Below are 18,371 nucleotides of genomic sequence, written 5' to 3'. Positions count from 1 at the left end.
GATCTAGCCCTTGTCGGCAAACAGTCGGCATCCCGCCGATGCAGGAGGTACCGGATGATCACGAACGCGCTGAACTGGCTGCTAGCCGCATGGGGAACCGGGTCCGCCGGCAGCTCTGGCTACCAGATTCCGCCGGGCACCCTGCCGCACGGCAGCTGAGCACAGTCCTCTGCGCAGGCCTCAGCGCAGTCGGCGAGCTTCGCCCTAGCTGAGCAGGGTCAGCCGCCGAGTAGGTACGACGCCAGCGGCACACCGCGCACGCCCGCCAGCTGGGCGGCCTGGGTTCGGCAGGAGAAGCCGTCCGCCAGGAACGTCGTCGCGGGCGGGGCCGCGCGCAGGGCCGGGAGCAGCGCGTTCTCGGCGACCGCCACCGAGACGTCGTAGTGGCCCTTCTGCATGCCGAAGTTGCCCGCCAGCCCGCAGCACCCGGCGAGCTCGTCGGCGGTGACGCCCATCGCGGCCAGGATCGCGCGTTCCGCGGCGAAGCCACCGACAGCGTGCTGGTGGCAGTGCGGCTGGACGACGACCGTCTCGCCGGTGCGTCGTGGCGGCTGCCAGCCGGGATGCTCGAGCAGGAATTCGGCGAGGGTACGCATGGCGGCGGCGACCTGTGGTGCGCGTGGGTCGTCGGGGAGTAGTTCGGGCAGGTCGGCGCGCAGTGTGGCGGTGCACGACGGTTCGAGGCCGACGACCAGGCCACCCGCCGCCACGTGGGCGGCCAGCGCGTCGAGGGTGGCGCGCAGGCGGGCGCGGGCGCCGTCGAGCTGCCCGGTGGTGATCCAGGTCAGTCCGCAGCAGACGCGATCCGCCGGGATACGGACGCGATAGCCGAGCTGTTCGAGCAGCAGTGTCGCGGCGACGGCGTTGTCCGGAGCGAACGTGTCGGTGAAGGTGTCGACCCACAGCATCACCTCGCCGGTGGTAGCGGCTGGCGGACCCGCCCCCACTGCCGCGTCGCCCGTCGCTGAGTGACCTGCAGCCGCCTCACCAATCGCTGCGTTGCCCACAGCCGCGTCACCTGCAGCTGCGTCGCCAGCAGTCGCGCCGCCTGCCGCCTTGTCATCCGCAGCCGTGGCGGCAGGCGTTGCGGCGGTACGCGTCTCGGTGTTCGGGGGCTGGTTCGGCATGAGGTGGCGGTGAGGGGTGCGCTGCAGGGCGATGGCGGCTGGATCGGTGCGGTTGTTGCCGCCGATGTCCTGCCAGATTCGGCGGAATGATGCCGTCGCGAGTACTGGAGCCTCGCGGCGCGGGTCGATCCCCGCCGCGCGCATCGCGGTGCGCCGGAGCAGCGGGCGGGCGGCCAGGGCGTTGGCGAGTCGCGGGAAGCGTTGTGCGGCGGTGAGCCAGCGGGGGAGTTGGCCGAGGACGTAGTGGTCGAGGGGGCGGGGGCGATGGTGGTAGCGGCGGTGGAGGACTTCGGATTTGTAGGTCGCCATGTCGACGCCTGCGGGGCAGTCCGATGCGCAGGCTTTGCAGGACAGGCACAGGTCAAGGGATTGCTCGACTGCCGGTGCGCGCCAGTCGAGTTCGCCGCGCACTACCTCTTGCAGCACTCGGGCGCGGCCGCGTGTGGTGTCCTTTTCGTCGGCGGTCGCCAGGTAGGACGGGCACATGAAGCCGCCGGAACCACGAGTGTCGGCGCGGCACTTGCCGATTCCTACACACCTGTGCACAGCTGTGGACAGGTCGCCGGAGTCGGCGGACAGGGCGAAGCCGCCTGCCGGGGCCAGCGGCCGGAGCCCGGCAACGCGCAGATCGGCGTCGACCGGATTCGGCGCGACCAGTACGCCCGGATTCAGCACGTCATCGGGGTCGAACAGGGCCTTGAAGCCGGCGAAGGCGGCGCGGGCGGCGGGGGAGTACATCACCGCGAGCAGTTCGGATCTGGCTCGGCCGTCGCCATGTTCGCCCGACAGCGAGCCACCGTGGCGCACAACCAGTTCGGCGGCCTCGAACAGGAAGGCGCGGAACTGTTGCGGCGCGTCGGCGATCGGAAAGTCGAGGCGGACGTGGATGCAGCCGTCACCGATGTGGCCGTAGAGCAGTCCGTCGACTCCGTATTCCCCGGTCAGCGCCGCGAATTCACGGAGGTACGTGCCGAGGCGATCAGGCGGGACGGCCGCGTCCTCCCAGCCGGGCCACGCCGGTTTCCCGTCCGGTGTCCGCCCTGCCAATCCGGCCCCGTCGGCGCGGATACGCCACAGTGCCGCAGTGGCAGCGGGATCGGTGACGATCCGGTAGTCGTCGGCGTCGGCTTCCCGGCACAACCGCTCGGCCGAGGCCAATGCTTCGGCGGCACTCGCACCAGCGGTTTCGACGAACAGCCAGCCACGGCCGCGCGGCAGCTCGGGCACCGTCCCGCGATGGGCGCGCACCCGGTCGACCAGCCCGGCATCGATACCCTCCACCGCGATGGGGGCGCACCCGGTCACCGCGGCGATATCGTCTGCCGCCGTGGCGATATCGGGATAGCCGAGCACGGTCAGCACGGTCGCGGCAGGCAACGGCGTCAGCTCGACCTCGGCCTCTAGCAGCAGCCCACAGGTGCCCTCGGTTCCCACGAACGCCTTCGCGAGCGACGAACCACGTTCCGGCAGTAGATGTTCCAGACCGTAACCGGAAGCCTGGCGGTCGAACCTGCCCAGTTCGGTGCGCAACACCGCGAGGTTGGCATTCGTGAAGCCGGAAAGGCCGGGGATCTCAGCGAGATTCGTGCCGAGCATGCGCTGCGTCGCGGTCCCGTCGATGACGCGCAGCGATCGCACGGTATCGGACGTGCGCCCCCATGCCAGCGCGTGCGGGCCGCAGGCGTTGTTGCCGATCATCCCACCCAGCGTGCAGCGGTCCTGGGTGGACGGATCGGGCCCGAACCGCAGGCCGTCGGGTCGCAGCCGTCGTTGCAGGTCCGAAAGCACGACGCCCGGCTGCACCAGCGCCGTGCGCGCCTCGGGATCGACCGCCAGGATGGCCCGCATATGCCTGCTGAAATCGAGCACGATGCCGGGGCCGACCGCATTGCCAGCCACCGAGGTGCCGCCGCCGCGCGCCGTCACCGCCAGCCCGTGCTCGCGGGCGAAGGTCACTGCCGCTGCGATGTCGGAATCGTGGCGGGGAAACACGACCATCGCGGGCCGGACCCGGTAGTTGGAGGCGTCCGAGGAGTACTCCGCGAGCCTGCGCGTCGAGGCGTCGACCGCGCAGCCGACCCGGCCACGCAGGGCATCGGCCAGCAGCTCCGCACTCCGGATCTCGTCCACCCGACCAGCCTATTCGGCGAGTCCCCGCCCGGTTTCGCTGTGCGCGGAACCGGCCGTCAGCGGAAAGTATTTGCGGTCAACCTTTGTTGAGGTTTTAGTGTCGGTGGGCAGGAGTTCGATGGGTGGGGAGCGAAGAGGAGTGTGGCAGTGAGTATCGAATCGGTGGCCTACAGCCAGATGTACCGGCGGATGAACGCGCCAGAGGAGGAACGGCCGTTCCGCCTGGCCACGGCCCGCCGCATCCTCCGCTTCGCCGACCCGCACCGGCGCCGGATCTCCGGGTTCCTGCTGCTCAGCGTGGTGGCCGCGGTCCTCGGCGTGGCGACGCCGGTGCTCGCCGGACGGGTCGTCAACGACATCGTCGGCGGTTCGGCGCCACGGACCGTCGTGCTGCTCGCCCTCGCCATCGCCGGGCTCGCGATCCTCGACGCCGGGCTGGGGGTGGTCATCCGCTGGCTGTCCGCCCGGATCGGTGAGGGACTGATCCTCGACCTGCGCACCGCCGTGTTCGACCACGTGCAGAAGATGCCGGTCGCGTTCTTCACCCGCACCAGGACCGGCGCCCTGGTGAGCCGGTTGAACAGCGATGTGATCGGCGCGCAGCGCGCGTTCAGCGATACGCTGTCGGGCGTCGTCACCAACCTGGTGACGCTGGCGCTGACCCTGGCCGTGATGCTCAGCATCTCCTGGCAGATCACCCTCCTCGCCCTCGTGCTGCTGCCCGTGTTCGTCATCCCGGCCCGGCGCGCGGGCAACCGGCTCGCCGCCATGCAGCGCGAAGCCGCCCAGCTCAATGCCGCCATGAGCACCCAGATGACCGAGCGTTTCTCCGCGCCCGGCGCCACGCTGGTCAAGCTGTTCGGCAGGCCGCGGCAGGAATCGTCCGAGTTCGCCATGCGCGCCACCCGGGTCCGTGACATCGGCGTGCGCACCGCCATGCTGCAGACCACCTTCGTCACCTCGCTCACGCTGGTCTCCGCACTCGCGCTCGCGCTGGTCTACGGTCTCGGCGGCTGGTACGCGCTACAGGGCAGTCTCGACGCCGGTTCGGTCGTCGCGCTGTCGCTGCTGCTGACCCGCCTCTACACCCCGCTCACCGCACTGGCCAGCGCGCGCCTGGAGATCATGTCCGCCCTGGTGAGCTTCGAGCGCGTCTTCGAGGTGCTCGACCTGAAGCCGCTGATCGAGGACGCGCCCGGCGCGGTCCCGGTGCCGGACGGCCCGGTGGCGGTGGAGCTGGACGCGGTCGACTTCGGTTACCCCTCGGCCGACAAGGTGTCGCTCGCCTCGCTCGAAGACGTCGCGACCCTGGACACCCGCGGTGGCGTCGAGGTGCTGCACGAGGTGACGCTGCGGGCCGAACCCGGTCAGCTGGTCGCCCTGGTCGGATCATCGGGCGCGGGCAAATCGACCATCGCCCAACTGGTTTCGCGGCTCTACGACGTCGATTCCGGCGCGGTCCGGCTCAACGGCGCCGATGTGCGCGAGCTGACCACCGAGTCGATCCAGCGCACGGTCGGCCTCGTCACCCAGGACGGGCACCTGTTCCACGACACGATCCGCGCGAATCTGCTGCTGGCACAACCGGAAGCGACCGAGGAGCAGCTGTGGGACGCGCTGCGCCGGGCCCGCCTCGGCGACCTCGTCGACTCGCTCGCCGACGGCCTCGACACCGTCGTCGGTGAACGCGGCTACCGGCTCTCCGGCGGCGAACGGCAACGCCTGACCATCGCGAGGCTGCTGCTGAAGCAGCCGCGCGTGGTGATCCTCGACGAAGCCACCGCCTCGCTGGACTCCACCTCGGAAGCCGCGGTGCAGGAAGCGCTCACCGAGGCGCTGCACGGCCGGACCGCCCTGGTGATCGCGCACCGGCTCTCGACGATCCGCGCCGCCGACCAGATCGTGGTGCTCGAGCAGGGCCGGATCGTGGAGCGCGGCACCCACGCCGACCTGCTCAATGCCGACGGTCGCTACGCCGAGCTCTACCGCACCCAGTTCGCCGACGAGCCGGTCCCGGTCAAGACCGCGGTCTAGCTGACTGTTCCCCAACCGCTGTCACGGTAAGCAGTTGGGGAACAGTGCTGTCCGATCAGAACTCGCCCGCGACCCCGATGACGGTGCGACCGGAGTGACCACCGTCCTTGATCGACTGCAGCACGGCACCGACCTCGGTGATCGGGGCGAAGGACTCGATGGTCGAAAGATGTTGCGGGCGCAGCTCTTTGCCGAGGGCTGCCCACAGCGTCCGCCTCTTCTCGATCGGCAGGAAAACCGAGTCGATACCGAGCAGGCTCACGCCGCGCAGAATGAACGGGAGCACGGTGGTCGGCAGCTCGGAGCCGCCGGTGAGTCCGCTGGCCGCGACGGCGCCGCCGTAGCCGATGGAGCTCAGGACATGGGCGAGCGATGCGCCGCCGACGCTGTCGACGGCGGACGCCCAGACCGCCTTGTTCAGCGGGCGCGGCTTGGCGTCGGGGTCGAGCGGGAGCCTGCCGATGACCTCGTTGGCGCCGATCTCGGCGAGCAGATCGCCCGCGTCGGTCTTACCGGTCGAAGCGATGACCTCGAACCCGAGGCCGGAGAGAATGTCGATGGCGACGGTGCCGACCCCGCCGGTCGCGCCGGTGACCAGGACCGCGCCGTCATCAGGGGTCAGGCCGTGGTCGAGCAGCGCCTGCACGCTCATCGCCGCGGTGAAACCCGCGGTGCCGATCGTGGCAGCGTCGCGGGTGTCGAGGCCCTCCAGCCGCACCACCCATTCGGCGGGCACCCTGGCGTACTCGGCGAAGCCGCCGTTGCGGGAAACGCCGAGTTCGTAGCCGTGCGCGATCACCTGGTCGCCGGGGGCGAAGTCGTCGGACTCCGACGCGACCACCTCACCGGTGAGATCGATACCGGGCACGATCGGGTAATTGCGCACCACGCCACCGCGCGGGGTGATCGCGAGAAGATCTTTGTAGTTGGCACTCGAATAGTGGACTTTGATCGTCACCTCGCCGGTGCCGAGGAAATCGTCCCCGACCTGCTCACGCGCGAGCACGATCTGGCCGTCGGATTCACGGGCGACCATAGCGGAGTAATCCATGGCTCAGAGCATACGAGCCGAACCACCCCCACGGGCAGACCACAACTTCCTGGACAAGCGATCACCACGCTGTGGTGGCGGTGCTCTCTCGGCCGATGCCGCCACCACAGCGTGGTGATCAACTGTCCACGAGTCGGGCCGGGCTCGGGGGTGGTCGTCAGGGGTGCTCGGGTGGGAGGAGTTCGAGGCGGACGCCGAGGAGCCGGACGGGGCGGTCCAGGTCGAAGCGGTCGATGATGGCCAAGGCCGTGTCGACGATGGTGGTGATGTCTGCGGTCGGTTGCGGGAGTTTCTGCTGTTTGCTGCGGGTGTAGAAGGTCTTCGTGCGGACCGTGACCGAGACCCTGGTGCTGATCCGGGCGTGCTCGATCATCTCTTCGGCGACCTCGGTGGCCAGTCTCGCCACCTCGCGGTGGATCTCGTCCGGCTCGGTGAGGTCGTGTGGGAAGGTCTCGGACTTGCTGCGGCCCACCGGGATTCGCGGGGTGGTCGTGAGCTCGGTGTCGCCTTTGCCGTGGCCGAGGACCCACAGGTAGGGGCCGGTGTTGGGGCCGAATTCGGCGGCAAGGCGCTCGCGGTCGGCGGCCATCAGGTCGGCGACGGTGGCGATGTCGATGACGGCGAGGCGATGCGCGATCTTGGCGCCGACGCCCCACAGCGCGTCGGTGGGGCGGTGGCCCATCAGCTCGGTCCAGTTGGCCGCGGTGAGCTCGAAGACGCCGGCCGCGGCGCCGGGGTCGTGTTCGGGTTCGGCGGAGGACTTGCCCGCCGACTTGGCGAAACCGGTCGCCAGTTTCGCGGTGAGTTTGTTGTCGCCGATGCCGACCGAGCAGGTCAGTCCGAGTTCGATGACGGCGCTGCGGATTTCGGCGGCCAGCGGCCATGGATCGCCGTCGGTGGCGACGAACGCCTCGTCCATGCCCCACACCTCGACCGCGCCTGCCACCCGGCCGAGAGTCGCCATGATCTCGTCGGAGGCTTCCTCGTAGGCGGCCATGTCCACCGGCAGGAACACACCGTCGGGGCACTTGCGCTGCGCCATCTTCAACGGCATGCCCGCGCGCACGCCGTAGGCCCTGGCCGGGTAGGACGCGCAGGTGACGACCTTGCGCGGCTGGTCGGGATCGCCGGTACCGCCGACGATGACCGGCTGTCCGCGCAGCTCAGGGCGACGCCGGAATTCCACCGCCGCCTGGAACTGGTCGAGATCGACATGCAGCAGCCACTGGGGCACGAATGAAGTATTACCGCACGGTACCGACAAACCGCCGCAACCTGGCGCTGACGGGTGCGGCACTGGAGTACTCGCCGCACCGGCCGGATGGCAATATCCGTAGCGCGCCAACCGATGTCACGACAGAGCTCGAAGAACGGAACACCCGATGCCGACCGAAGCCACCACCCTCGACCTCGACCTGGCCCGCCAGGTACTAGCCGCGCAGCCGTTCGCGCGCCTCGTCGGGACCGAACTGACCGAATTCGGGGACGGTGCGGCCACACTGGTCATCGAGATCCAGCCCGAACACGGCCAGCAGTTCGGTTTCGTGCACGGTGGGGTGCTCGCCTACGCGGCGGACAACGCGCTGACCTTCGCCGCGGGCACCGTCCTCGGCCCCAACGTCCTGACCGGCGGCTTCACCATCACCTACCTGCGGCCCGCCATGGGCGAGCGGCTGCGCATCCACGCCACCGTCCTCGGCGCCACCCGCCGCCAGGCGGTCACCCACTGCGATGTCTACGCCGAGACCGAGGGCGAGGAGCCGATCCTGTGCGCGGTCGCGCAGGGGACGACCCGGCGCGTGGAGAAGGACCTCGCCCCGTCCGCCGCGGCCGACGCCGACGAAGATCCGGAGTTCGACGACGACGCCGACTTCGACGACGAGTTCGGGGAGGAGCAGGACGGCTTCGAGACCGATCAGCTGCCGGTCATCGTCGTCGGTGCGGATGAGGCGCCGCAGTTGCCGCCCACGGTGAGCCGGTAGGCAACCGGCGTAATCGTGCGAGACGCGAAATGCACGATTACGCCAGTGCCGTCAGGCCGTGTACGCCAGCTTGTCGGCCGCAGGCTCGGCGATCGGTTCGATCGCGTAAGCCAGGATCTCGGCCACGTCGGCGACGGGGCGGACGTCCAGGGCGGCCAGCACTTCCGCCGGGACCTCGTCGAGGTCCGGTTCGTTGCGGGCCGGGATGAAGACCGTCTTCAGGCCGGCTCGCTGGGCGGCGAGCAGCTTCTGCTTCACGCCGCCGATCGGCAGGACCCGGCCGTTCAGCGTGACCTCGCCGGTCATGCCGACATCACCGCGCACCTGACGATCCAGGGCCAGCGACACCAGGGCGGTCACCATGGTGACGCCCGCCGACGGTCCGTCCTTGGGCACCGCACCCGCCGGGAAGTGGATGTGGATATTGCGGTCGAGGACCTTCGGCTCGATGCCGATCTCCTCCAGGTGCGAGCGCACGTAGGTGAGGGCGATCTGCGCCGACTCCTTCATGACGTCGCCGAGCTGGCCGGTGAGGGTGAGCGAACGCTCGCCCTCGGCGGCATTGGCCTCGATGTAGAGGACATCGCCGCCGGCGCCGGTGACCGCGAGGCCGGTCGCCACGCCGGGGACCGCGGTGCGTTCCACCGAGTCCGGGGTGAAGCGGGGACGGCCGAGGTAGTCGGTCAGGTTGTCGATGTCGACCACGAGACTCGTCAGCTGACCGGCAGGCTGTGGGCCGGACTCGATATCGATGACGTTGTCGTAGCCGAGCTCCGGGTCATAACCGAGCACGGCGCCCTCGCCGAGCGAGCCGTTGTCGACCAGCGTCGTCTTCCCGTCCGGGCGACCGGCGTCGCCGGCGACCAGACGAGTCGCCGCCTTGCGCAAGGCTTTCGCCACGAGTCGCTCCATCTGGCGCACACCGGCTTCCCTGGTGTAGTTCGCCGCGATCTCGCGCAGGGCCGCGTCGGTGATCGAGACCTCCTGCGCGGTCAGCGCGTTGCGTTCCAGCTGCCGTGGCACCAGGAAGTCGCGGGCGATGGCCACCTTGTCGGCCTCGGTGTAGCCGTCGACGGTGATGAGTTCCATCCGGTCCAGCAGCGGGCCGGGGATGGTGTCCATGACATTGGCCGTCGCGATGAACAGCACGTTCGACAGGTCCAGATCCAGATCCAGGTAGTGGTCGCGGAAGGTGTGGTTCTGCGCGGGGTCGAGGACCTCGAGCAGCGCCGCCGCCGGATCACCGCGGAAGTCGGAGCCGACCTTGTCGATCTCGTCGAGCAGGACAACGGGATTCATCGAACCCGCCTCCTTCACCGCGCGCACGATCCGGCCCGGCAGCGCGCCGACGTAGGTGCGGCGGTGGCCCCGGATCTCGGCCTCGTCGCGCACGCCGCCGAGGGCGACGCGAACGAACTTGCGGCCCAGCGCCTTCGCGACGGACTCACCCAGCGAGGTCTTACCGACACCGGGCGGGCCGACCAGCACGAGCACCGCGCCGGAGCCACGTCCACCGACGACCTCGAGCCCACGCGAGGCCCTTCGCGCACGCACCGCCAGGTACTCGACCATGCGGTCCTTCACCTCGTCCAGCCCGTGGTGATCGGCGTCGAGCACGGCGCGCGCGGCCGAGACATCGGTGCTGTCTTCGGTTTTCACCGTCCACGGCAGGTCGAGCACGGTGTCGAGCCAGGTGCGGATCCAGCCCGATTCCGGGCTCTGATCGCTGGCCCGCTCCAGCCTGCCGACCTCGCGCAGCGCCTCGGCGCGCACGTGCTCCGGCAGGTCGGCGTTCTCCACGCGGGTGCGGTAGTCGTCGGCGCCGTCGGGTTCGTCCTCGCCGAGTTCCTTGCGGATGGCGTTGAGCTGCTGGCGCAGCAGGAATTCGCGCTGGCTCTTCTCCATGCCTTCGCGGACGTCCTCGGAGATCTTGTCGGTGACCTCGACCTCCGCGATGTGGTCCTTGATCCACTCGATCTGCTTGGTCAGGCGGACGGCGACGTCCGGGGTCTCCAGCAGTTCGCGCTTCTGTTCGTCGGACAGGTACGGCGCGTAGCCCGCGGTGTCGGCGATGGCGTCCGGCTTGTCGAGCTGGTTGACGATGTCGATGATCTGCCATGCCTCCCGGCGCTGCAGCACCGCGACGACCAGCTTCTTGTACTCGGCGGCGAGTTCGGTGGTCCGCGCGTCCGGCGCGACCTCATCGACCGGTTCGGCCTCCACCCACAGGGCGGCGCCTGGCCCGGTCACGCCGTGCCCGATCCGCGCCCTGCGCTCGGCCTTGAGCACGGCGGCGGGAGCGCCACCGCGCATCCGCCCGACCTGCTCGATCGAGGAGATGACGCCGTAGGAGGCGTACCCCTCGTCGAGCCGGGGCGCGACGAGCACGGCGCCGGTCTTCCCGGCCTGCGCGGCGTCGATGGCGGCCTGCGCGGATTCGTCCAATTCGATGGGCACGACCATGCCCGGCAGCACGATCGGATCGGTGAGGAACAGCACCGGCAGGTTCTGAGCTGTAGTCATGTCGACCCTTCCAAAGTTGAGCTTTGCTGACTCAACCCAAGGCCCTACCTGTTTGTTCCTGCCGGTGCCGTCGTTCACTGACGGCGAACGCAACACGGCCTCCCCGGAAGTGATCCGGGGAGGCCGTGTTGTGCAGGGGAACCGAGCTAGAGATTCGTGGAGCGGAGTTGTTCGGTGGGCGGGTCGTAGGTGCGACGCGCGGTGGAGCCGCCCGCGCTCATGACGCCGAGGACGGCGCCCGCGATGAGCAGGATCGCGGCGAGGATGCCCAGGATGATCGGCAGGGTCTTGCCGAACAGGTCGAGCTTGTCGAGGCTCTCCTGGGTGACGGCCATCTGCGCGTCGATGGTCTCCTCGTCGAACACGAGGTGCGACTTCAGGGCGGTGACATCGACCTGGTTGGCGCTGCGGCCGTAGTACAGGTGGATGGACTCGCCGCCCTTGAGGACCGCGCCGGTCCGCGGCTCGACCCACAGGTCACGGGTGTTGGTGTAGAAGCGGGTCATCGTGACCGGCGCGTCGCCCTCGAGGCCCCACTTGGCGGCGGGGAGGGTGAGCTTGTTGGTCGCGGCGGGGACCACGTCGTTCATGTTCGTCACCGGGATGGTCTGCCGGAAGTGGTAGACCGGCACGCCGTTGATCTCGGACTCCTCGACGAAGTCGATGGGCCGGGTCGAGCGGGCGTTGGTGTCGAAGTAGGGGTACGACTTCTTCTCGGTGCCGATCGGGAAGCGGTACTGCAGACCCTGACGGGTCAGGGCGTCGGCCACCGAGGCGCCCGACTTGTCGACGGTGACCGCGAGCGAACCGTTGGGCGAAGCGTCGACGGGCTGACCCGTCACGCGGTCGATGGTGACCCGGTCGATCGAGGCGGTCAGGATGCCGGTGTCGCCGTCACGGTCGTCGCGACGCAGGGTCTGGCCCGCCTGGACCGTCATCTCGTCGGAGCCCGACGGCTCCTCGACGGTCAGGAAGCGCTGCGAGACGACGGGGACGTTCTTGTCGACCTTGGCCGAGCCCTCCGGCGAGGTCAGCGACTTCGCGTCCAGGACAAGACTTTCCTCGCCCGGCACATTCTTGGCAATCGTGGTGATCCGCAGATCCAGCGGGGTCTTGGCGACCTTGCCGACGGTGTAGGTGGGAATCATGACGGCGGCCGCGAGCAGCAGCGCGCCGAGTCCGACGAGAATGCAGGCGATCATCCTGCGCCCGCTGTTCATCGGCTTCCGTACTGCACGTTGCCGAGCACCGAGGAGCCCGGGTCAGCGGTGGTCTCGGGTGCTGGGATCGAATTCTGTTGCGCGCCTGCGGTGATGCCGAGCACGGCAATCACCCCGAGGATCGCGCCGGCCAGACCGCTGATCAGGCCGGGGACGGCAAACTTCATAGATCGAAACTCCAATATCCGGCGTCGGCTCAAGCGACGGAGAAGAACCCGATGGTCGGGGCGAACGAGCAGGTCCGGTCACCGTCGGCGGTGGTCGTGGTGAGCGAACCGGTGATCACCGCGGCGACCCGGCCCGAACCGGTGTCGGCGATGGCGGACAGGGTGGCCGGTCCGTCCGGGTTGATTCCGGCCGCGGTGGTGAGCGGCTGGTTGCCGGTGCGCCGGTTGTCCAGGTTGACCCACTGCACCGTCATCGGCGGGTTCTGCGCGACGGTGGGCGTTTTGGTACCCAGCGCGGTGAAGACGAAACCGGTCTGGCCCGCGGCGGGCCCCGGCGGCGGCAGCTCGGCCGGGCCGGGTACGGCCAGCGCGGTGCCGACGGAATCGGAGGTCGGGCCGATGCAGCCCTTGCCGATGGTCGGGTAGAGGAACTGCGCGATCCGTGGACCGTCGGACGGCGGGAGCTCGGGGCCGCCACCGCCGCTGCCGTCGAGGAAGGTGATGACCTTCTCGAGCGTCGCCTTGACCTGCGCGGGGATGCCCGGAGTGGCGAGCAGCACGCGCGCCTGGGCCAAGATCGCGGCCTGCGCACCGTCGGCGATGGGGGCGGGAGCGGAGATGGCGCTTACGATCGACGGTGCCAGCGCGGCCAGCGTCTCGGAGGGAACGTTCTCCGCGATCGCCGGGACGCTCGGCTGAGCCGCAGGCCGCGGGGCAGCCATGGTCGATGCCGGTGCGGCGAGTGAGGCACTCACCGCTAGTACGAGAGCGGACAATGCGGTCCGCGAGCCTCGGGTGCGCAGCACTGGTCAGCCGTCCTTCTTTGTGGGGATTGGTTGGAGCAGTCCGGAAAGGTATATGTGATCCCGGGTTTCAGATACATTGGAGAGGTGACTACAGCGGACAGGCGGTATGGGGGTCGTACAGTCGTCGCGCGTAAAGCCGAACGGCGCCAGCGGTTCCTGGAAGCAGCGACGCGAATCTTCGCCGAACGCGGGTACGTCACGTGCTCGCTCGCCGAGGTGTGCGCGGCGGCCGGGCTGTCCAAGCGGCAGTTCTACGAGGAGTTCGAGACCCGCGAGGACGTGCTCATCGCGGCCTACGACCGCATCCAGGACGATGCGGCGGCCGCGGTCGCCACGGCGGTGGTCGACCACGCCGACCCGGAGTCCGCGCTGCGCGCCGGCCTGGCCGCCTACCTGGAATCGCTCAGCTCCGACCCGTACCGCGCGCAGCTGGCGCTGATCGAGGTGATCGGGGTCAGCGACCGGATGGAGAACCATCGCCGGGAGCGGCGCCACGCCTGGTCGGCGCTGATCCAGACCGCGCTGGCCGTGAAGGGCGTCCGGCTGCGCGGCGACGCACAGCTCGCTACGGGACTGCTCACCGGCGCGGTCAACGGAGTCGCGCACGAATGGCTGCTGCTCGACGCGCGCCCGCCGGTCGGCGAGCTGGTCGACCTGCTGACCGCCGCAGCGCTCGCGCTGGTCGATCAGTACTGATTTCCGCGCAACCGCCGGGAGGGTGGCAACTTCACGCACTTGCCGCTTGCTCAACACACTCCCTCTCCGGACATTGTGAGACCGGACGGCTTCACAGTGTGGGACGAGAGTCTGGCATAGTAGTGACCCAGATCGCAACGGCTGAAACTTTGCGATCGGCATCACCTGGGGGGATGTGCTGGTCACGGGTCCAAACAAGCTCGTGGTGGTAGTGAACCACCACCGGCCTCGCGGGGTGTCCGGTTCGCCGTTTCACACCCTGCGGTACGTGGTCGGCAATCGACCGGCAACCGGCGATCAGGACTTCCGCAGGACGCCCGCGATGGTGCCGCCGAATGCGCCCGGCGTGCTGTAGGCGATGCTGCCGTCCGGTCGCAGAGTGACCGTCGATGTCGCGCCCTCGTCGAGGCAGCCGCCCGCGCTGTCGCCGGTCAGCTTCGCCAGGAAGACGAGGCGGTCGGTGGTGGCCTCGACCAGGGTCTCCGACCGCTCACAGCGCTCACCGGAGATCATGCCGGTGTTCGACGCGGTGGCCACCTGCTGCCCGACCTCGCCGTCCCCGATGGTCAGCTCGATCGCGAAGCGCACCGGACCGTCCGACGCCTGCCCCTGCCAGCTGCCGACGAAGGCGCTGGGGACCGTGGTGGCCGGGGCGCCGGGGGCGGTCGGCGCGTCCGTGTCCGCGGCGGCCGTCGTCGAGATGGTCACGCCGCCCGCATCGGGCTGGCCGCGCAGCTGGACGCCGATCAGGAACGCACCCGCCGCCACCGCGATCGCGACAGTGACCGCCGCGGCCACGAGGAGGTTGCGGGTGCGGGAGTTCGTCGGCGGGATCGGATGCTGTCCCGAGACGGCATCCGGCTGGGGCCTCGCCATGTGCCAGCCTGTCGGCGTCATGGTGGGGTCGCCGGCTCCGCCGACCGGCGGACGGACAGTCGCATACGGCGCGGGGGTGTACCCGCCGACGTTCGCCGCCGTCAGGGGAGCGCCAGGTCGCGGCGTATGGCCGCCGGTCGCCGCAGGCAGGGCAACCCCGGGGGACGCCGTATGCCCGCCGGACGCCGCTGACGGGACAGCGCCGGGGAACGCCGTATGCCCGCCGGTCGCCGCAGGCAGGACAGCGCCGGTGCCAGCCGGGTTCGACGTCGAGGTATCCGGCGTGCCGAGGCCGGGTGGGAAATCGGCCGGGCCGGAATCCAGGTCGAGCAGGCGCACCGCTCGCATGCTGACCTCCTCGAGCACCGCGGGCGGCAGCCACCCGGATCGCTCGGGTATGCCGATTCCGGCGAGCTCGGCCAGGACTTCCCGCGGTGTCGGCCTGGCGGCGGCGTCCTTGGCGACGCAGGCCGCGACCAGCGGGCGCAGCGACGGCGGCAGGCCCTCCAGGCGCGGCTCCTCGTAGACGATCCGCCACAGCATCTGCACGATCTCGGCGGTGCCGAACGGGCCGTGCCCGGAGGCGGCGAAGGTCAGCACACCGCCGAGCGCGAATACATCGCAGGCGGGGCCGAGCGGTTCGCCGGTGACCTGCTCCGGACACATGAAACCCGGTGAGCCGATGACCTTTCCGGTGGTGGTGAGCGCGGTGTCCTCGACCGCTCGCGCGATGCCGAAGTCGACCACCTTGGGTCCGTCGACGGCCAGCAGCACATTCGACGGCTTCAGATCGCGATGCACAACGCCCGCACCGTGAATCGCGACGAGCGCTTCGGCCAACCCGTGGCCGAGGGCGAGCAGCGACGGTTCGGCGAAGGGCCCGTATCGGGCCACCGCGTCCGAGAGCGCAAGTCCGGCAACGTAACCGGTGGCCAGCCAGGGCGGATCGGCGTCGACGTCGGCGTCGAGCACCGGCGCGGTGAACGCCCCACCGACCCGTCGCGCCGCGGCCACCTCCCGGCGGAACCTGACCCGGAATTCGGCGTCGCCCAGCAGATCCGGCCGGATCACCTTCACCGCGACGGTGCGCCCGCCCGCGTTGCGGCCCAGATACACCTTGCCCATGCCACCGGCGCCGAGGACGCCGAGCAACCGGTACGCCCCGATCTGGCGTGGATCATCGCTGCCGAGGGGTTGCATCGCGTGGGGGTCCTTCGAAAATCGGCTGAGCCTGCCCGGTCACTCTAACCGCAAAATCCGGCGCCGAACTGGGCTCGTGACCAGCCGCCGCCTGGGCAAACGGGGTCCCGAGGCCGTACCCCGTCGCGACGGGTCAGAATGTGATTTCGTTATCCTCACGTTCTTCACGTTCTTCGCGCGTCAGCACTAGGGGGCTCCTCGATGACCACACTGGCCTCCGGACTCTTCATCGATTGGGAAGAGCTGACAGGGCAGTCGAAATTCGTGGTCGAGCTGGTAAGTTTCCCGATCTTCTGCGCGGTGGCGGGCTGGCTCACCAACTGGACCGGCGTGCTCATGCTGTTCTGGCCGCTGCATTTCAAGGGCTTCCGGGTACCGATGCTGCACGTCCTCTACCCGTATCTGCCGCGCCGGGTCCAGGTGCTGCCGACCTTCTCCGGCGACGGGCGCAGGCTCGGCTTCCAGGGCTTCATCCCCGCCCGCGCCGAGAAGATGGCGAGTATCTGCGTCGACAAGGCGCTGATGCGCATCGGCAGCCCGCGCGATTTCATCCATGAACTCGATCTGGACGGTATCGGCGATTATCTCGCCGAACGGGCCCGCGACCAGGTGCAACCCATCGTCGACGAGATCATGTACCGGGAGAATCCCGATCTGTGGCGCTCGCTGCCGCGGCCGGTGAAGCAGGCCGTCTACCAGCGGGTCGACCGGCAGCTGCCCGCGCTGGGCCGGCGCGCGTTCGCGAGCCTGGGCGACAACATCGACCAGCTGCTCGACGTCAAGAACTTCGTGATCAGGTACCTGGAGAAGAACCCGACCATTCTCAAGGACCTCACCACCACCATCGCCGCGCCGGAACTGAAGTTCATGGCGCGGATCGGCCTGCTCGGCGCGCCGTTCGGCCTGGTGCTGGCGCTGTACCTGCACGTGCACTCGCAGATCCCGTACTGGGGGCTGGTGCCCGCGTGGGTGATCGTGCTGCTGGCCTCGGCCGCGATCGGCGTCATCGTGAACGTCATCGCGATCAAGATGGTGTTCGAGCCGGGCGACCCGCAGCCGCGCTACAAGTACCTGTGGCGCCAGGCCCTGCTGGCCAAGCGGCAGCCGCAGGCGGCGACCGACCTCGCGCACATTCTGGCCTACCAGGTGCTGACCGTGGAGAACCTGTCCAATGAGCTGCTCCAGGGGCCGAACGGCGACAAGACCAAGCAGTTGATCGAGCGGGTCGTCGCCGAGGAGATCCAGCACCAGCTCGGCCCGACCGCGTTCATGGTGCGCGCGGCGATCGGGCGGAAAGGGTACGACAATCTCGCCATCTCCGGCGCCGGCGCGGGCATGAGCCTCGCGCCGGAGATGGTCGACGACGAGAAGTTCGTGCTGGAGCAGGCGAAGAAGATCGACGAGTTCGCCGATCGCAAGCTGCAGAAACTCACGCCGGGCGAGTTCATGGAGATGTTCTACGCCGCGGTGGAGCAGGACGCGTGGCTGCTCTACGTGCACGGTGGTGTGCTCGGTGTCGTAGTCGGCGCGATCCACCTGCTCACCTTCGGCTGGTAGCGGCAAATAACAAGCACGCGTGCTTGCATTTTTCTCGGGCCGCTGAGATTCTTGGTGACGAGGCGCACCCGTACCGGGCCGCGCCATGATCGGCAAGGGAACAGATGGCTGACCTCGCAGCGCTCCTCGACGACTTCGCCGCCGAATGCGCGGATCTGGAAAACCTGGTCGCACCGCTGACCCCCGAACAGTGGCAGACGCCGACCCCGTCGCCCGGCTGGCACATCACCACCCAGATCGCCCACCTGACCTGGACCGACGAGGTGTCCAAGCTCGCCGCCACCGACGGCGAGACCTTCACGAAGCTGCTGACCGAGGCCGCGCCGAAGATGTTCACCTTCGTCGACGAGGCCGCCGAGGAAGTGGCGCAGACCCCGCCCGCCGAGCTGCTCGTGCGCTGGCGCGCGGGCCGCGCCGAGCTGCTCGCCGCGCTGGCCGCCGTGCCCGCGGGCACCAAGCTGCCCTGGTTCGGCCCGCCGATGAGCCCGGCGTCGATGATCTCGGCCCGCATCATGGAGACCTGGGCGCACGGGCAGGACGTCGCCGACGCGCTCGGCGTCGACCGCACGCCCACCGCCCGGCTGCGCACTGTCGCCCACATCAGCGTCCGTACCAGGAACTTCGCCTACACCGTCCACGGTGAATCCGGGCCGGCCGAGGAATTCCGGGTGGAACTGACCGCACCCGACGGCACCCTGTGGACCTGGGGCCCCGAGGACGCGAAGCAGCGCGTCACCGGTCCGGCCGTCGACTTCTGCCTGGTAGCCACCCAGCGCCGCCATCGCGACGACACCGCCCTGCTCACCGAGGGCCCGGACGCCGAACACTGGCTCGGCATCGCACAGGCCTTCGCGGGCCCGCCCGGAAAGGGCCGAGAAGCGGGCCAGTTCGCCTGAAAACCGAGCAACAACGCCCCGACCCCGAGGAGGGGCCGCCGCGCAACGGCGGTTCGCGGCCGTCCCGCCGGTCAGGTGCCGTTGCGTAGGCGACGAAGGAGCAAGC

The 18,371-nt window shown here is 69.4% G+C and carries 12 protein-coding genes and 1 pseudogene; 5 read left to right on the top strand and 8 right to left on the bottom strand.

Going from position 1 to position 18,371, the window contains the following annotated elements:
• Window positions 1-218: 218 nt before the first annotated feature.
• Window positions 219-3,257: an FAD-binding and (Fe-S)-binding domain-containing protein gene (locus ACWF82_RS11715; protein WP_452500410.1), complete on the bottom strand. Its 3,039-nt coding sequence runs from the start codon at window positions 3,255-3,257 to the stop codon at window positions 219-221.
• Window positions 3,258-3,404: 147 nt separating this feature from the next.
• Here ACWF82_RS11715 and ACWF82_RS11710 point away from each other — a divergent pair, with 147 nt between their 5' ends.
• Window positions 3,405-5,291: an ABC transporter ATP-binding protein gene (locus ACWF82_RS11710; RefSeq protein ID WP_452500408.1), complete on the top strand. Its 1,887-nt coding sequence runs from the start codon at window positions 3,405-3,407 to the stop codon at window positions 5,289-5,291.
• 55 nt (window positions 5,292-5,346) lie between these two features.
• Here the strand turns inward: ACWF82_RS11710 and ACWF82_RS11705 are convergent, their stop codons facing one another.
• A complete protein-coding gene (locus tag ACWF82_RS11705) occupies window positions 5,347-6,342 on the bottom strand; it encodes an acrylyl-CoA reductase family protein (RefSeq protein ID WP_452500406.1) in 996 nt (331 codons plus the stop codon).
• A 157-nt stretch (window positions 6,343-6,499) separates the two neighbouring features.
• A complete protein-coding gene (locus ACWF82_RS11700; RefSeq protein ID WP_452500404.1) occupies window positions 6,500-7,576 on the bottom strand; it encodes a DNA polymerase IV in 1,077 nt (358 codons plus the stop codon).
• 148 nt (window positions 7,577-7,724) lie between these two features.
• On the opposite strand from ACWF82_RS11700, the pseudogene ACWF82_RS11695 reads away from it, so the two are divergent.
• Window positions 7,725-8,132, top strand: a pseudogene (locus ACWF82_RS11695) (PaaI family thioesterase); the annotation flags it as partial.
• Between the two features lie 243 nt (window positions 8,133-8,375).
• On the opposite strand, the gene lon reads toward ACWF82_RS11695, so the two are convergent.
• The 4 genes from lon to ACWF82_RS11675 all read right to left on the bottom strand — a co-directional run bounded on the left by lon (window position 8,376) and on the right by ACWF82_RS11675 (window position 13,040).
• Window positions 8,376-10,847, bottom strand: a complete 2,472-nt coding sequence (lon, locus tag ACWF82_RS11690) for an endopeptidase La (RefSeq protein ID WP_452500402.1) — start codon at window positions 10,845-10,847, stop codon at window positions 8,376-8,378.
• 146 nt (window positions 10,848-10,993) lie between these two features.
• Window positions 10,994-12,067, bottom strand: a complete 1,074-nt coding sequence (locus ACWF82_RS11685) for a DUF3068 domain-containing protein (RefSeq protein ID WP_452500400.1) — start codon at window positions 12,065-12,067, stop codon at window positions 10,994-10,996.
• The gene (locus tag ACWF82_RS11680; RefSeq protein ID WP_189031615.1) at window positions 12,064-12,234 is read right to left on the bottom strand and encodes a DUF2613 domain-containing protein; all 171 of its coding nucleotides are present in this window, start codon (window positions 12,232-12,234) and stop codon (window positions 12,064-12,066) included. The genes ACWF82_RS11685 and ACWF82_RS11680 overlap by 4 nt, the downstream gene beginning before the upstream one ends.
• A 29-nt stretch (window positions 12,235-12,263) precedes the next feature.
• A complete protein-coding gene (locus tag ACWF82_RS11675) occupies window positions 12,264-13,040 on the bottom strand; it encodes an Rv1157c family protein (protein WP_452500398.1) in 777 nt (258 codons plus the stop codon).
• An 84-nt stretch (window positions 13,041-13,124) separates the two neighbouring features.
• Between ACWF82_RS11675 and ACWF82_RS11670 the strand changes: the two genes are divergently transcribed.
• Window positions 13,125-13,736, top strand: a complete 612-nt coding sequence (locus ACWF82_RS11670) for a TetR/AcrR family transcriptional regulator (RefSeq protein ID WP_452500396.1) — start codon at window positions 13,125-13,127, stop codon at window positions 13,734-13,736.
• A 297-nt stretch (window positions 13,737-14,033) separates the two neighbouring features.
• Here ACWF82_RS11670 and ACWF82_RS11665 read toward each other — a convergent pair whose 3' ends face one another.
• Window positions 14,034-15,812 (bottom strand): protein kinase domain-containing protein, encoded by a 1,779-nt coding sequence (locus ACWF82_RS11665; protein WP_452500394.1) that lies wholly within the window; start codon window positions 15,810-15,812, stop codon window positions 14,034-14,036.
• Between the two features lie 201 nt (window positions 15,813-16,013).
• Here ACWF82_RS11665 and ACWF82_RS11660 point away from each other — a divergent pair, with 201 nt between their 5' ends.
• Both ACWF82_RS11660 and ACWF82_RS11655 read left to right on the top strand, forming a co-directional pair.
• Window positions 16,014-17,369 carry a hypothetical protein gene (locus ACWF82_RS11660; protein WP_452500392.1) on the top strand — a complete coding sequence of 452 codons (1,356 nt, stop codon included), beginning with the start codon at window positions 16,014-16,016 and terminating at the stop codon, window positions 17,367-17,369.
• Window positions 17,370-17,473: 104 nt separating this feature from the next.
• Window positions 17,474-18,265, top strand: coding sequence for a TIGR03084 family metal-binding protein (locus tag ACWF82_RS11655; protein WP_452500390.1), 792 nt, complete (start codon window positions 17,474-17,476; stop codon window positions 18,263-18,265).
• The last annotated feature ends 106 nt before the right edge of the window (window positions 18,266-18,371 follow it).

It is taken from the genome of Nocardia sp. NPDC055053, from assembly GCF_053608285.1.
Note: the sequence above shows the minus strand (reverse complement) of the source record. Positions and strands in the feature narration are given on the sequence as shown.

Coding starts and splice junctions, on each gene's coding strand:
- ACWF82_RS11705 (WP_452500406.1), bottom strand. CDS start 6,342: ATGGATTACTCCGCTATGGTCGCCCGTGAATCCGACGGCCAGATCGTG.
- lon (WP_452500402.1), bottom strand. CDS start 10,847: ATGACTACAGCTCAGAACCTGCCGGTGCTGTTCCTCACCGATCCGATC.
- ACWF82_RS11685 (WP_452500400.1), bottom strand. CDS start 12,067: ATGAACAGCGGGCGCAGGATGATCGCCTGCATTCTCGTCGGACTCGGC.
- ACWF82_RS11680 (WP_189031615.1), bottom strand. CDS start 12,234: ATGAAGTTTGCCGTCCCCGGCCTGATCAGCGGTCTGGCCGGCGCGATC.
- ACWF82_RS11665 (WP_452500394.1), bottom strand. CDS start 15,812: ATGCAACCCCTCGGCAGCGATGATCCACGCCAGATCGGGGCGTACCGG.
- ACWF82_RS11660 (WP_452500392.1), top strand. CDS start 16,014: ATGACCACACTGGCCTCCGGACTCTTCATCGATTGGGAAGAGCTGACA.
- ACWF82_RS11655 (WP_452500390.1), top strand. CDS start 17,474: ATGGCTGACCTCGCAGCGCTCCTCGACGACTTCGCCGCCGAATGCGCG.